General features: G+C 67.7%; 16 protein-coding genes. 12 read left to right on the top strand and 4 right to left on the bottom strand.

Annotated features, from left to right (window positions below):
• The first annotated feature begins 307 nt into the window (after positions 1–307).
• Positions 308–1,735: an ArnT family glycosyltransferase gene (locus tag ACIA76_RS10640; RefSeq protein WP_397150899.1), complete on the top strand. Its 1,428-nt coding sequence runs from the start codon at positions 308–310 to the stop codon at positions 1,733–1,735.
• A gap of 7 nt (positions 1,736–1,742) precedes the next feature.
• Here ACIA76_RS10640 and hisN read toward each other — a convergent pair whose 3' ends face one another.
• The 3 genes from hisN to ACIA76_RS10625 form a co-directional block, all read right to left on the bottom strand.
• Positions 1,743–2,528, bottom strand: a complete 786-nt coding sequence (hisN, locus tag ACIA76_RS10635; protein WP_397150896.1) for a histidinol-phosphatase — start codon at positions 2,526–2,528, stop codon at positions 1,743–1,745.
• Between the two features lie 272 nt (positions 2,529–2,800).
• Positions 2,801–3,052 carry a hypothetical protein gene (locus ACIA76_RS10630; protein WP_397150894.1) on the bottom strand — a complete coding sequence of 84 codons (252 nt, stop codon included), beginning with the start codon at positions 3,050–3,052 and terminating at the stop codon, positions 2,801–2,803.
• A gap of 95 nt (positions 3,053–3,147) precedes the next feature.
• Positions 3,148–3,738 carry an NADPH-dependent FMN reductase gene (locus ACIA76_RS10625; protein ID WP_397150892.1) on the bottom strand — a complete coding sequence of 197 codons (591 nt, stop codon included), beginning with the start codon at positions 3,736–3,738 and terminating at the stop codon, positions 3,148–3,150.
• A 145-nt stretch (positions 3,739–3,883) separates the two neighbouring features.
• On the opposite strand from ACIA76_RS10625, the gene ACIA76_RS10620 reads away from it, so the two are divergent.
• The 10 genes from ACIA76_RS10620 (at position 3,884) to ACIA76_RS10575 (ending at position 12,806) form a co-directional block, all read left to right on the top strand.
• Complete coding sequence (locus ACIA76_RS10620; protein ID WP_397150890.1) at positions 3,884–4,741, top strand: helix-turn-helix transcriptional regulator; 858 nt, start codon at positions 3,884–3,886, stop codon at positions 4,739–4,741.
• A 62-nt stretch (positions 4,742–4,803) separates the two neighbouring features.
• Complete coding sequence (prfB, locus tag ACIA76_RS10615; RefSeq protein ID WP_397150888.1) at positions 4,804–5,922, top strand: peptide chain release factor 2; 1,119 nt, start codon at positions 4,804–4,806, stop codon at positions 5,920–5,922.
• Positions 5,923–6,047: 125 nt separating this feature from the next.
• Complete coding sequence (locus ACIA76_RS10610; RefSeq protein ID WP_397150886.1) at positions 6,048–6,905, top strand: mechanosensitive ion channel family protein; 858 nt, start codon at positions 6,048–6,050, stop codon at positions 6,903–6,905.
• Positions 6,892–7,050, top strand: a complete 159-nt coding sequence (locus tag ACIA76_RS10605; RefSeq protein ID WP_397150884.1) for a hypothetical protein — start codon at positions 6,892–6,894, stop codon at positions 7,048–7,050. Before ACIA76_RS10610 ends, ACIA76_RS10605 begins: the two co-directional genes overlap by 14 nt.
• An 85-nt stretch (positions 7,051–7,135) precedes the next feature.
• Complete coding sequence (gene ftsE, locus ACIA76_RS10600; protein WP_397150881.1) at positions 7,136–7,825, top strand: cell division ATP-binding protein FtsE; 690 nt, start codon at positions 7,136–7,138, stop codon at positions 7,823–7,825.
• Positions 7,825–8,730: a permease-like cell division protein FtsX gene (gene ftsX, locus ACIA76_RS10595; protein ID WP_397150879.1), complete on the top strand. Its 906-nt coding sequence runs from the start codon at positions 7,825–7,827 to the stop codon at positions 8,728–8,730. The genes ftsE and ftsX overlap by 1 nt, the downstream gene beginning before the upstream one ends.
• A 181-nt stretch (positions 8,731–8,911) precedes the next feature.
• Positions 8,912–10,975, top strand: coding sequence for a DNA helicase RecQ (gene recQ / locus ACIA76_RS10590; RefSeq protein ID WP_397150877.1), 2,064 nt, complete (start codon positions 8,912–8,914; stop codon positions 10,973–10,975).
• A gap of 139 nt (positions 10,976–11,114) precedes the next feature.
• On the top strand, positions 11,115–11,315 hold the full coding sequence (locus ACIA76_RS10585; protein WP_397150875.1) for a hypothetical protein: 201 nt from the start codon (positions 11,115–11,117) through the stop codon (positions 11,313–11,315).
• Positions 11,316–11,396: 81 nt separating this feature from the next.
• Positions 11,397–11,636, top strand: a complete 240-nt coding sequence (locus ACIA76_RS10580; protein ID WP_397150873.1) for a hypothetical protein — start codon at positions 11,397–11,399, stop codon at positions 11,634–11,636.
• A gap of 513 nt (positions 11,637–12,149) precedes the next feature.
• On the top strand, positions 12,150–12,806 hold the full coding sequence (locus ACIA76_RS10575; protein ID WP_397150871.1) for a slipin family protein: 657 nt from the start codon (positions 12,150–12,152) through the stop codon (positions 12,804–12,806).
• On the opposite strand, the gene ACIA76_RS10570 is transcribed toward ACIA76_RS10575, so the two are convergent.
• A complete protein-coding gene (locus tag ACIA76_RS10570) occupies positions 12,791–13,666 on the bottom strand; it encodes an SDR family oxidoreductase (RefSeq protein WP_397150869.1) in 876 nt (291 codons plus the stop codon). The genes ACIA76_RS10575 and ACIA76_RS10570 overlap by 16 nt on opposite strands.
• Positions 13,667–13,753: 87 nt before the next feature.
• Here ACIA76_RS10570 and ACIA76_RS10565 point away from each other — a divergent pair, with 87 nt between their 5' ends.
• Entirely contained in the window at positions 13,754–14,320 is a 567-nt protein-coding gene (locus ACIA76_RS10565) for a TetR family transcriptional regulator (RefSeq protein WP_397150867.1), read from the top strand.
• Positions 14,321–14,342 lie beyond the last annotated feature (22 nt).

Below are 14,342 nucleotides of genomic sequence, written 5' to 3'. Positions count from 1 at the left end.
GAGTAAGAAGTCCGTCGAGCGGCAGCTTACACACGACGATCGCAAACTGCCCAAATCGCGTGATGACGTGCGCTGTTCCTGGTATAGCCCGGAATTCGCCGCGATAACAGCCCCCTCGTCGAACGGGGGTAAATCCGGGTCCGGGACCGCCGGGTGACGGCGGTCCCGCACGCATCCCGGCCGCGGGGTCCCGTCGACGGCGAGACGGTAGGGTTCACCGTCGTAGCCGCATGGGGCGGAGCGGGATCACGTCGTCCTCGTCGGTGGCCTCGCGGTGGGATGGGCGCTGTCGAGAGGTTGGGGTGGAATGTACTGGGTCGCGGCGGTTTTCGCGTTGGTCATGGCGGCGTTCGCCGATCGGTACGGATATCACCGGGACGAGATGTACTTCCTCGCGGCCGGGCGGCACCTGGACTGGGGATATGCCGACCAGCCGCCGCTGACACCGCTGGTGGCACGGGCCATGGCGGCGATCGATCCGAATTCGCTGGTGCTGCTGCGGATTCCCGCGATCGCGGCGATGGTCGTGGTGGTGCTGTGCGCAGGGTGGACGGCCCGGGAAATGGGCGGCGGGCGCGGCGCGCAGACGCTGGCCGCGGGTGTGGTGGCGTCGTCGGCGCTGATCGTGGGGGCGGGGCATCTGCTGGGGACCACGGCCTTCGATCTGGCCGTGTGGTCCGCGATCGTGGTCGTGGTGTTGCGGCTGTTGCGCGAGGGCGGTGATCCGCGGTGGTGGCCGATGGTCGGTGTGCTGATGGGTGTCGGCCTGCTGAACAAGGTGCTGCTGGTGTTTCCCGCGTCGGCGCTGGTGGTCGCGCTGCTACTGGCCGGGCCGCGAAAGGTGTTCGCCACCAGGTACTTCCCGCTGGCGATCGGGATCGCGGTCCTGATCTGGGCGCCGTTTCTGTGGTGGCAGGCGCGCAACGGCTGGCCGCAGTGGCAGTTGAGCCGGGCCATCGCGGGCGGCTCGTCGGGGACCTCGAATTCTCGACTGGATTTCGTTCTGCTGCAGCTGGTTCTGATGGGGGCGCTGCTGGTGCCGCTCTGGGTTCTCGGGTGGTGGCGGCTGTGGCGGGAGCCTCGATATCGGGCGGTCGCCGTCGCGTATGTGCTGCTGTTCGCGGTGTTCCTGGCGGCCGGGGGTAAGGCCTACTACCTGGGTGGAATGTATCCACCGCTGCTGGCCGCCGGGTCGGTTCCGCTGGCGGCGTGGCTGGGCCGGCATCGAAAGGCCTGGGCGGTGCTGGTTCCCGCGCTCGCCGTGCAGATCGCCACGTCGGCCGTGCTGTTCCTGCCGGTGCTGTCCGTCCCCGCACTGCGCGATTCACCCGTTCTGGCAGTGAATTACGATGCGGGCGAGACCATCGGCTGGCCACAGTTCGTCCACCGGGTCGCCGAGGCCCGGACGCGTCATGCCCCCTCGGCGCCGATCCTGACGGCCAACTACGGCGAGGCCGGGGCCATCGAACGCTTCGGCGCCGCTTACGGTTTGCCCACTCCGCACAGCGGCCACAACGCGTACTGGTGGTGGGGGCCGCCGCCCGCGGCCACGCCCGTCCTGACGGTCGGCATCCCCAAGGAGCGCCTCACCGAGTTCTGCGCCGACATCCGACCGGCAGGGCACGTCGACAACGGTATCGGCATCGATAACGACGAACAGGACGCGCCACTCGACGTCTGCACTCCGCGTGCGGACTGGTCGACCCTGTGGCCGCAGCTGAAGCGTCTCGGGTGACGGCGACTCAGGGGCGCAGCCGCGACAGAACCTCGTCGTGCAATAGGCCGTTCGTGGCCACGGCGCTGCCGCCGTGCGGGCCCGGGGCGCCGTCCAGGGCCGTGAAGCTGCCACCCGCCTCGCGGACAAGGACATCCAGCGGTGCCAGATCCCAGAGTGAGACTTCGGGTTCGGTCGCGATATCGACCGCGCCCTCGGCGAGCAGGCAGTAGCTGAAGAAGTCGCCGTAGCCGCGGGTGCGCCAGACCTGGTCGGTGAGGGCGATCAACTCATCGCGCAAGCCCAGGTCACGCCAGCCGGAGAGGCTCGAGATGGCCAGGCTCGCCGCACCCACCTCACGCACCGCGGATACCGAGATCGGTCGGGGCGCTTCGGATTCGAAGCGGGTCCAAGCGCCCGAGCCCGCCGCGGCCCACCACCGCCGGGCCAGCGCCGGGGCGCTCACCACACCCACCACCGGCACCCCATCCTCGAGGAGCGCAATCAGCGTTGCCCACACCGGCACCCCGCGCACGAAGTTCTTGGTCCCATCGATCGGATCGATGACCCACTGCCGCCCCGCGAATTCGGCCGAGCCGCCGAACTCCTCACCCAGTACGGCATCCGTGGCCCGCTCCCGCGCCAGCGTCGCCCGCAGCGCCTTCTCCACCGCGAGATCGGCATCCGAGACGGGCGTGAGATCCGGCTTGCTGTCGACCTTCAGATCCAGCGCGCCGAATCGCGCACGGGTGATCGCATCGGCTTCATCGGCCAACTGCAGCGCCAGGTCGAGATCACGGGAATGCTCGGTCACGTGGCAAGCGTATTGACCCTTCGCTTCGCTCAGGGACATGGGGTAGGGCGGGGTGGGACATGGGTGGTGGGGGATGTCGGACATGGGTGGCACGTGATGGAACGTGGTGGCGCGGGGTGGCACATGGTGGCGCGGGGTGGAACGTGGGGCGGGGTAGAACATCGGACGGGTGGAACTTGGGGCGCGGTGGGCATGGCACACCGGGTGGGCCGTCGGGAGCACAGGTGTGGTCTCCGACGGGCAGAGCGTTCGTGCCTCGGGTGCCGATGAGGCTAGGGCTGGTGGGGGATTGGTGGGGGAGGGTCGGAGCGGTAGGCGATGGTGAGGAGGCTGTCGATTTGATTGGGCGGGATGCTGTGGAGCAGGACCGAGGTCAGGCGTAGGAGTCCGTCCAGGACGGGGGCGGGGTGGGGGCTGGTGGTGAGGACTTGGCGGGCGAGGGGTTTGTTGCCCGCGCGCAGGGCCTCGACCATCGCGATCGCCTCGATCCACGCTCCCTGTTGCTGCTCGGCCGTGTATCCCATGTCACTCCTGTTTTCTCCGGGACCTGCTCTTTTCGGCTAACCGAAGTCGGCAGTCAGGATAACCGCAAAATCCGAGCACGTCCTGTGGGACAGGCTCAGATCGCGGCCGCCCGCGCCTCGGCCAGCGCCCCCGCCCACCACCGCAGATGCTCGAGCATCGACGCCGCGGCCGCCTCCGGTCCGGCGGGTTCGTGCAGCGTGCCCTCTGCGTCGAACAGTTCGAAGTAGCGCGGGAACGAGATATAGGTACGCACGGTGTGTGCGTTGAGTTCGTTCAACACCTCGCGCAGATGCCCGATCGCATACAGCCCGCCGCTGGAGCCGCCGTAACCGACGAAGCCGACGACCTTGCGGTCCCACTGGGTGAAATGCCAATCGATGGCGGTTTTCAGCGATCCCGGATAACTGCGGTTGATATCGGGGGTCACGATCACGATGGCATCGGCCAGGCCCAGTCGGCGGGTCAGATCCACCATGCCCGCCGGGCGCGGCGGATCGGGTTCGATCAGCGGCGAGACCGCGGGCAGCGCCAGCGGCAGCGTCGCCTCGGCCAGATCGATCACGTCCACCTCGAATCCGTCGTGGCGCCGCGCCTGCTCGGCGAACCAGTGCGCCACCACCGGTCCGAATCGGCCCTCCCGGACGCTGGCGATGACGACCGCGAGTCGCAGTGTGGTGCTGGACATTTCGGCTCTCCTTGGAATCGAGGACGACGGCCGCTCGGCCGCCTGTCCCGACTCTGCCGCGCGGATGATCACGCGGGGAGGCCGTGCCGAGCGTAGTAGTGACAGGGCCACCCTCCGGGCTCGACGGCCGAAGTACGGTCGGGGAGTGAGCGATAACGATCTGGGTGCGTTCCTGCGCGGCCTGCGCGAGAAGGTCACGCCCGCGCAGGTCGGCCTGCCGACCGGCCCGCGCCGCCGCACCCCGGGCCTGCGCCGGGCCGAGCTGGCGACGCTGGCCGGAGTGAGCGTGGAGTATCTGACGAGGCTCGAACAGGGCCGCGACCGCCATCCCTCGGCGGCCGTGCTCACGGCGCTCGCGGAGTCGATGGGCATGACGCCGAGCCAGCGCGTGCATCTGCACCGGTTGGCCAAGGGCGCGGAACCGGGCTTCAGCTGCAACGGCAGCCCGCACCCCAATCGAACTGTGCGCCCGGCGGTCCGAGCCCTGCTCGATCAGCTCGAGCCCGCGCCGGCCGCGGTGCTCAACCGGCTCGGCGAGGTGCTGGCCTGCACCGATGGCTATCGCCGGCTGGTCGGCCCGACCGGTCAGCTCGATGCGGGCCTGCCCGCCAACTTCCCGCGCTATCTGTTCACCGATCCGCGTGCCCGCCTCGCCTATCCGGACTGGGAGCACAAGGCCGACAAGACGGTGGCCACCCTCAAACAGGGCCCGTACCGGTCCAATCCGATGGTGGTCTCGCTGATCGAGGAGCTGACCCTCACCGCCGGAAGGGAATTCGCCGACCGCATGACATCGGTCGCCGGACTGCCCGACGACAGCGGCGTCACGCGCATGAACCATCCGGAGGCGGGCCCGCTGCGCCTGGCCTACGAACGGCTGGAACTGTCCGCCGACGACGATCAGCACATCCTGGTAGACCTGCCCGCCGATGCGGCCACCGCAGCCGCGCTCGACGCGTTGATCGGACGCCGCCCCGGCGGATTACGCGCCGTATCGGGCTGACGCCCCGCTGCGGGCTCGCCGTATTTCACCGCAGGCCAGGCCGCCCGGTAGATTGGAGCATCGTGCATCCTGACGTCTCCGCTGATCTCGCCGAACTCGACACCACCTTGAAGACCATCGAGTCGGTGCTGGATATCGACGAGCTGCGCCGCCGGATCGATGAACTCCAGCAGCAGGCCGGCGATCCGGAGCTGTGGAACGACCAGGAGCATGCGCAGCGGGTCACCAGCGAACTGTCCCATGCCCAGAACGAATTGGCTCGCGTCACCAAGCTGCGTGAGCGCCTCGACGATCTCTACGTGCTCTACGAACTGGCCGAAGAGGAGCTGGGCGACGCCCGCACCTCGGTCCTGGCCGAGGCCGATGCCGAGCGCACCGCGCTGCACGCCGACGTCGAGGCGATGGAGGTGCGCACGCTGCTGTCGGGTGAATACGACAAGCGCGAGGCGCTGGTCAACATCCGCTCGGGTGCGGGTGGCGTCGACGCCGCCGACTGGGCGCAGATGCTGATGCGCATGTATGTGCGCTGGGCCGAGCGGCACAAGTACCCGGTTGAGATCTACGACACCTCCTACGCGGAAGAGGCGGGTATCAAGAGCGCCACCTTCGCGGTCAAGATTCCCTATGCCTACGGCACGCTCTCGGTGGAGATGGGCACTCATCGCCTCGTCCGGATCAGCCCCTTCGACAACCAGGGCCGCCGCCAGACCTCCTTCGCCGAGGTCGAGGTGCTGCCGGTGGTCGAGCAGACCGACCATATCGAGATCCCCGAATCCGAGATCCGGGTCGACGTGTACCGCTCCTCGGGCCCGGGTGGGCAGAGCGTCAACACCACCGACTCCGCGGTCCGCCTCACCCACATTCCGACCGGCGTCGTCGTGACCTGCCAGAACGAGAAATCGCAGCTGCAGAACAAGGTTTCGGCCATGCGCGTGCTGCAGGCCAAACTGCTCGAACGTAAGCGGCAGGAGGAGCGCGCCGAGATGGACGCGCTCAAGACCAACGAGGGCGCGTCCTGGGGCAACCAGATGCGTTCGTACGTGCTGCATCCGTATCAGATGGTCAAGGATCTGCGCACCAACTACGAGGAGAACAACCCCACTTCGGTGCTCGACGGCGCGATCGACGCGTTCATCGAGGAGGGCATCCGGTGGCGCATGCGCCAGGGCGCCGAAGAGTAACGCCACAGTATCCGCAATCACGGCGCAATCACGACGTGTGATCGACCCGTTACCCGTAGTAGCCTGTCACACGTGTATTTCGGCGACGGAACGATTCCGGACGGTATGGACGGGCGGGTGCGTCGATGACCGGTCAGCTTGCGGCGAGTAGCGGGGCCGATATCACCTCCTGGCTGCGCGGCAACGGCCTCGAGATCGTGCTGTATGTGGTCGGCGCGATGCTGTTCAGCCGCTTCGCGACCTCCGTGCGCGATCGGATCACTCGCAAGATCGACGCCGGATTCCAGAGCAGCGATTCGCTGGTCCGCTCCGAGGCGGCCAAACATCGGCACGCGCTGGCGCAGGTCGTCACCTGGGTGTTGCTGTCGCTGGTCTACTTCCTGGTGGGCCTGGAAGTGTTGCGCCGCTTCGGTTTCCCGATCGGCGGTCTGGTGGCGCCCGCCGCCGTCATCGGTGCCGCGGTCGGTTTCGGCGCCCAGCGCGTGGTGCAGGATCTGCTGGCCGGATTCTTCCTGATCACCGAACGGCAGTACGGCTTCGGTGATGTGGTGCGCATCGCGGTCACCGGCCAGGCCGAACCGGCCGAAGGTACGGTGGAGGACGTCACATTGCGGATCACCACGCTACGCAACGCCGACGGCGAGGTGATCACGGTGCCGAACGGCCAGATCGTGAAAGTCACCAATCTGTCCAAGGATTGGGCCCGCGCCGCGATCGACGTCCCGGTGCCGGCGACCGCCGACATCACCAAGGTCAACGAGATCCTGCACGAGGTGGGCTCCCAGGCGTTCCAGGACCGCAGGCTCAAGACGCTGCTGCTGGACGAGCCCACTGTCATGGGCCTCGAGGACCTCACGGTCGATCAGATGAACATCAGAATGGTCGCCCGGACATTGCCGGGCAAACAATTCGAAGTCGGTCGCGAGCTGCGCGTGCGGGTGGCCGCGGCGCTGCGCCGGGAAGGCATGAGTGAAAACGCGTAAGTCGACGGCGATCCTCATTGCTGTCTGGGTCGTCACGTTCGTGCTGTATCTGTTCGTCAAGCCCGCTACGCCCACCAACGCCGGGTACTTCCCGATCGCGAATACGATTACGAAATCGATGATTACGCCGACCCCGGGCCGGTGAGTTGGCTGTGGCGTAACTGCGACAATTCGCATCGCGAAGTGTGGTCACAGGAACGTCGCCGATTCGCTGACTACACTGGCTCCCCGTGATCACGTTGACGAACGTCACCAAGGCCTATCAGACCTCGACGCGACCCGCGCTGGACAACGTTACCGTCGAGATCGCCAAGGGCGAGTTCGTCTTCATCATCGGGCCGTCCGGTTCGGGCAAGTCGACGTTCATGCGATTGCTGCTCAAAGAGGAGCGGCCCACCTCCGGCGAGGTGCACGTATCCGATTTCCGGGTCGATCGACTACCTGGGCGCAAGGTGCCCAAGCTACGCCAGCGCATCGGTTGTGTGTTCCAGGATTTCCGGCTGCTGCAGCAGAAGACCGTCGAGCAGAACGTGGCCTTCGCGCTCGAGGTGATCGGTAAGAATCGCAAGTTCATCAGCCGCGCGGTGCCCGAGGCGCTGGATCTGGTCGGCCTGTCCGGAAAGGCGGATCGGCTGCCGAGCGAGTTGTCCGGTGGTGAACAGCAGCGCGTGGCGATCGCGCGAGCGTTCGTGAACCGGCCGCTGGTCCTGCTCGCCGACGAGCCCACCGGCAACCTCGACCCGGAGACCAGTCAGGACATCATGACGCTGTTGGAACGGATCAATCGCACGGGCACGACGGTGCTCATGGCGACCCATGACAACCACATCGTCGACGCCATGCGGCGGCGCGTGGTGGAGCTCGATCGCGGGCGACTCGTGCGCGACGAGGCCACCGGCGTGTACGGGGTGGGCCGGTAATGCGCGCCAGCTTCCTGTTCGGCGAGGTCTTCAACGGCCTGCGCCGCAACGTCACCATGACCGTCGCGATGATCCTGACCATCGCCGTCTCGCTGACCATGGTCGGCGGCGGTCTGCTCGCCGTGCGGATGGCCGACAAGACCGAGCAGTACTTCCTCGACCGGCTCGAGGTGCGGCTGTACATGACCGAGGATGTGTCGGCCTCGGATCCGGACTGTTCCAAGGATCCGTGCAAGACACTGATGTCGGATCTGAAGGCGACCCCCGGCGTGGTGACCGTGCAGTTCCTCAACCGCGAGGACGCGATTCGCGAGGCCAAGGAGAAGACCTTCAAGGATCAGCCGGAACTGGCCGAATACGTGAGCCAGTCGCCGCTGCCCGCCTCGCTGCGGGTGAAGATGACCGACGCCTCGCAGTATCCGCTGATCTTCCAGAAGTTCCAGGGTCGTCCCGGCGTCGGCTTCGTGCGCAACGACAAGGACATCGTCGACCGGCTGGTGAGCCTGTTCGACGGGCTGCGCAATGCGGCGTTCGGTCTGGCGGTGCTGCAGGCGCTGGCGGCGCTACTGCTGATCGCGAACATGGTGCAGATCGCGGCGTTCACGCGGCGCACCGAGGTGGGCATCATGCGGCTGGTCGGCGCCACCCGCTGGTACACCCAGCTGCCGTTCCTGCTGGAGGCGGTCGCCGCGGCGCTGGCCGGTTCGGTGCTGGCGCTGCTGGGATTGCTGGCGGCCCGGCCGCTGGTGATCGACCGGGCGCTCGGTGATCTGTTCGCCTCCAAGGTGTTTCCGCGCATCACCGGCGACGACATTGTGATCGTGGCGATGACGATCGTGCCGGTGGGCATCGTCTTCGCGGCGCTCACGGCTTACGGGACCTTGCGTTACTACGTGCGTGAGTGATGCGCGGTACCTCTTTCCCGTGGTTCCGGCGCCGTACTTCCCTCTCATGTTTCCGGCGCCACACCTTCTTCTCATGTTTCCGGCGCGCTTTTGGCCGGAACCCGCTCGATAAAGGGTGCGATGTGCAACAAAGGGTGCGGCTGTGCGCCAACCCCTTTCGCACCGACCACAGATCCGTAGGATGGCCAGGGTGAGTTTCCCCGAGACGCTCGAGACGACCTCCGATCAGGCCGGCGCGGCCGCCAATTCCGATGCGGCGCACCAGGTTCTACGACGGGTGTTCGGTTACGACACCTTCCGTGGGCTGCAGCACGAGATCGTCGAGCAGGTGGTCTCGGGCGGTGACGCACTCGTCCTGATGCCGACCGGTGGCGGTAAATCGCTGTGCTATCAGATTCCCGCGCTGGTGCGGCCCGGGGTCGGCGTGGTGATCTCGCCGCTGATCGCGCTCATGCAGGATCAGGTCGACGCGCTGACCGCGCTGGGTGTGCGGGCGGGCTTTCTGAATTCGACCCAATTCCCGGATCAGCGCCGCGAGGTCGAGGCCCAATTCGTTTCCGGCGAGCTGGATCTGCTGTATCTCGCGCCGGAGCGGCTGCGCCTGGAATCGACCATGCAGCTGCTGGACCGCGCGAAGGTGGCGGTCTTTGCCATCGACGAGGCGCACTGTGTATCGCAGTGGGGTCACGACTTCCGGCCGGACTATCTGGCGCTGTCGGTGCTGCACGAACGCTGGCCGGACGTGCCGCGCATCGCGCTGACCGCGACCGCCACCGAGGGCACCCGCAAGGAGATCGCCGAACGCCTGGACCTCACCGGCGCCAAGCATTTCGTCGCGAGCTTCGACCGGCCCAATATCCAATACCGTATCGAGCCGAAGAACCGGCCCGAACAGCAGCTCCTCTCCTTCATCCAGGCCGAATACCCCGGCGACGCCGGCATCGTGTACTGCCTGTCGCGCAATTCGGTGGAGAAGACCGCCGAATTCCTGTCCCGCAACGGCGTTCCGGCGCTGCCCTATCACGCGGGCCTGGACAACCGGACCCGGGCGACCAATCAGGCCCGCTTCCTGCGCGAGGATGGGCTGGTCGTGGTCGCGACCATCGCGTTCGGCATGGGCATCGATAAGCCCGATGTGCGCTTCGTCGCCCATCTGGATCTGCCGAAATCGGTGGAGGGGTACTACCAGGAGACCGGCCGCGCGGGCCGCGACGGTCAGCCGTCCACGGCCTGGATGGTCTACGGCCTCAATGATGTTGTGCAGCAACGCAAGCTGATCGAGAACTCCGACGGCGACGCGGCGCATCGGCGGCAGCTGCAGCTGCATCTGGACGCCATGCTCGCGCTGTGCGAGACGGTGCAATGCCGCCGCACCCAGCTGCTGGCCTACTTCGGCCAGCCCGGCGAGACGTGCGGCAACTGCGACACCTGCGCCAATCCGCCCGAATCCTGGGACGGCACGGTCGCCGCGCAGAAGGTGCTCTCAGCGGTGCTGCGGCTCAAACGCGAACGCGGCCAGAGCTTCGGGGCCGGGCAGATCATCGATATCCTGCTGGGCAAATCGAGTCCGAAGGTGGTGCAGCACGGCCACCACGAGCTGAAGGTGTTCGGCGCCGGCGCGGATCTGCGGGATACGGAGTGGCGCGGGGCGATTCGTCAGCTGCTGGCGCAACGGTTGCTCGCGGTGCACGGTGAATACGGCGTGCTCACCCTCACCGAGGACAGCGACGAGGTGCTGTTCCGCGGTCGCAAGGTGATGCTGCGTCGCGAGCCCGAGCGGGTCAAGGCGGCAAAGGCGCCGCGCGCCAAGACCTCTCGGCTCGCGGCGGAACTCGCCCCCGGCGACGCCGGCCTGTTCGAACGCCTCCGGGCCTGGCGCGCCGCGGTCTCGAAGGAGCAGGGCGTCCCGGCCTATGTCGTATTCCACGATGCGACGCTGCGCGAGATCGCCGCTCGCAAGCCCACGACGCTCGACGAGCTGGGCACGATCAGCGGTATCGGTGAGAACAAGCGCGCCAAATACGGAGAGGGCGTGCTGCAGGCGGTCGCCGAGGGCGGCGACGCGCCCGCGCCCGCTGCCGCGCCGCCGCGCGCGGCCAAGTCCCGCCCGTCGTCCGGCACTCGCCCCGCCCCGGCGCCCTCACGCTTCGCCGCGGCGGAGCAGACACCGCCGCCCTCGGACAACTGGGATCACGAACCACCGCCGGACTGGGATTTCGAGCCGCCGCCTGACGAAGGGTACTGATCGGACCGGCCGAGAATGATTGCGCGGGAAGTGCTTCCGGCGTGCATGTCCAAAATGGGCGATCGACCGGTTCGGTCGGACATGCCCAGGGGGTCTGAACTGCGTTATTGATACTGCCTATCCGGGTACCGTGTTGAATATGGCGCTCGGTGACGACGAGGTGATCCTGGGGGACGGCCTGCCCGCGGACAGCGTCGTCTTCACGGCCGACCGGCCCGCTCGATCTCGTCGGCTGCGGTCGCGGAAACTGCTCGGCGGTCCGCGCCTGTCGACCATGCTGCTGATGGCGGTCTGGGTGGCGGTGCTGGTCCTCTACCTGCAGGTGCGGCCGAGCGGATAAGGCGCGGGGAATGCTCGAGATATCCGGCGTGCGGTTCGAATCCCGCACGTGCACAGCCCACTCCGGATAGCGTGTGCCGCCATGCACCACGATCACCGCGGTGACGATCGCAGCGACGATCAGAGCTCCGATTCCGGTCCCGACGACACCCCGGACTTCGTGCGCGCCCCCACTCGCCGGGTCGAGGGCACGGTCGACGCGGGTTGGCTGCGACCGCACTCCCGCCCGGTGCGCGGACGCCCGCGCGCATCCACCGTGGTGCTGCTGCTGGTGTGGATCTCGGTGCTGATCCTGTATCTGGAGGTCCGGCCCGGCGGTTGAACGGGCGGGCTACCGACTCCAGTCCAGCGCCGTACGCCATCCCTCTCGCTCGGCGGCCCATGCCTCACCCACGGGTCCTCGTAATACAGGGCGGCCAGCAGACCACGCAGCTGCCGATCGGTGAGATCGTCGAGAATGCGGCCCGAGGCCGTGATCGCTCGGTATCGCGGCGCCGTCGCAGCCGCATTCTCCCGCAGCCTCGCGAAAATCGCTCGCGCCGAGGACGGCACGGGATCTACCGTAGTCGATGGGCCGCTACCAAGGGGCGCACCGGAATCTCCGGCCCGCGTTCCCCATATCCGGTGCGGGCCACGTCATTGGTTGACGCAGACCTTTTAATTCTGCCGGGGTTCAATTCCCTTCCGGTGCGCCCTGTTCCGGTCGTCCGCGAGGCCGTGGCTCTGCGGGCTCCCCGCCTCGTGCGGGGGACGCCCCCGCCGCGACATCGTGACCGGACAGGGCGTATCCGCGTCGAAACCATGCCGAATCCGTTGTGAGGGAAGGAGTTCCGTTATGTACATCACCATCATGGATTGGCAGCGCACGCTGCTCTACCGCGACGGCACGCTCGACAAGGTGCTCGAGCCGGGCCGTCACCGCTACGACGAGCGGCGCTGCACGCTGGTCGCGGTCGATATGCGTCCGCGCCAGACCCAGGTCAACGGGCAGGAACTCCTCACCCGCGACGGCCTTTCACTCCGGGCCAGCTTCGTCGCGGCCTGGACCGTCACCGATCCGGTCGCTTTCACCGTCGGCGCGCAGTACCCCGAGTCGGTGCTGTATGCCGCCGTGCAGGAGGCCGCCCGCGACAAGGTCGCCGCGCACACCCTCGACGAGCTGATTGCCGATCGGACGCTGCTGTCCGGCGCCGATGAGGCGGCCGCCGCGGTCGCCGACCTCGGCATCCGGGTCTCGAGCCTGCGCGCCCGCGACCTGATGCTGCCGGGCGAATTGCGCAAGGCCGCATTGGAGACGGTGCTGGCCAAGGAGCGCGGCCGCGCCGATCTCGAGCGCGCCCGCGCCGAGGCCGCGGCCCTGCGGTCGCTGGCCAATACCGCCCGGCTGCTCGAGGAGAATCCGGCGCTGCTGCGGTTGCGCACACTGCAGGTCGCCGCGGTGCCCGGCACCCAGGTGGTGCTGGATCCGCGCGAGCCCTACTCGTCGAAGTAGTAGCCCTGCTCGAGGTCCTCGAGCAGGCCGGGGCGGGTGGGTTCCCAGCCCAGCAACTCGCGGGTCGAGGCGTTGGAGGCGGCGCCCTCGAGGGCGAAGAACGGGCCGATCCAGCCGAAGTGATCGACGGTCTTCTCGGGCTCGATGGAGGTCGCCGGGACGTTCAGGCGGCGTCCGATCACCTCGGCGATCGTGCGTGTCGGGATGCCCTCGTCGGCGACCGTCGGCAATATCGTTGCGGCGGGGGCCTTTTCGACGGCCAGCCGGAACAGGGTGGCGGCGTCGAACCGATGGACGGCGGGCCACCGGTTGGCGCCGTCGCCGACATAACCGGAAACGCCTGTCTCGCGGGCGATCTGGATCAGGCGCGGGACGAATCCGGCGTCGGAGTCGCCGTGCACCGAGGGCGGCAGGCCCACGACCGAGGCTCGGACGCCGCGCTCGGCCGCGGCCAGCGTCGCCCGGACGCCTGCCATTCGCGGACCGAAGAGTTCGGACGGCTCCTCTTCGGCTCCCCGCAGAATGAGCGTTCCGGAGGCGACGACCAACGGCCTGCCGGAACCCGCCAATGCCTCGCCGAAGCTTTCGATGGCCCGCAGATCGGTGCGGGCCGATTCCGCGAAGTTGGCGAAGTCGTGGACGAAGGCCAGATGAATGACCCCATCGGCGGCCGAGGCGGCGGCCCGCAGGCCGTCCAGATCGTCCAGTGACCCGCGGTGGACCTCGGCCCCGGCGCCCACCAGGGCCTGCGCCGAGGCGTCCGAGCGAGCCAGGCCGACCACCTCATGACCCGCCCGCAGCAGTTCGGGAACGACGGCGGAACCGATGAAACCGGTTGCGCCGGTGACGAATACGCGCATTGAAAGACCTTTCGACAGGACTATGTCAGCCACTGACATCAATGTAACACTCAATGTCAGCGGCTGCCATCGCCTATTATCGGAGCCATGAGTCGATGGGAGCCCAATTCGCGTGGCCGGCTGGAACGGGCGGCGCTGGAGCTCTATCGCGAACGTGGCTTCGACCGCACGACCGTCGCGGAGATCGCCGAGCGGGCCGGGCTGACCGAGCGGACCTTCTTCCGGCACTTCACCGATAAGCGCGAGGTGTTGTTCGGGGGACAGCAGCTGCTGCACCGGATCCTGGTGGACACCGTCGCCGGGGCGCCGGATTCGGTCGCTCCCTTCGATGCCGTCGCGGCGGCCGTGGTGGCCGTCGCGACCGAAATGGAGAACGGCCGCGAATACGCCCGGCAGCGCCGAGAGGTCATCGCCGCCAATCCGAGCCTGCGCGAACGTGAGCTGATCAAACTTGCCGCGCTCTCCTCGGCCATGGCCGAGGCCCTGCGGACCCGCGGCGTGCCCGATCCGGCCGCGAGTCTGACGGCCGAGGCGGGTATCGCGGTCTTCAAGATCGCATTCGAACGTTGGCAGGACGGCCCGCGCGAACTGACCTTCGCCGACCACATTCGTGATGGGCTCGAACAGCTCAGGACCATCGCAGCGGGCGCGTAGTCCGCCTTCGGCGAACGCGCGG

Source organism: Nocardia sp. NPDC051570, from assembly GCF_044454005.1.
GTDB lineage: Bacteria > Actinomycetota > Actinomycetes > Mycobacteriales > Mycobacteriaceae > Nocardia.
This window is presented reverse-complemented; position numbering and strand designations above follow the sequence as displayed.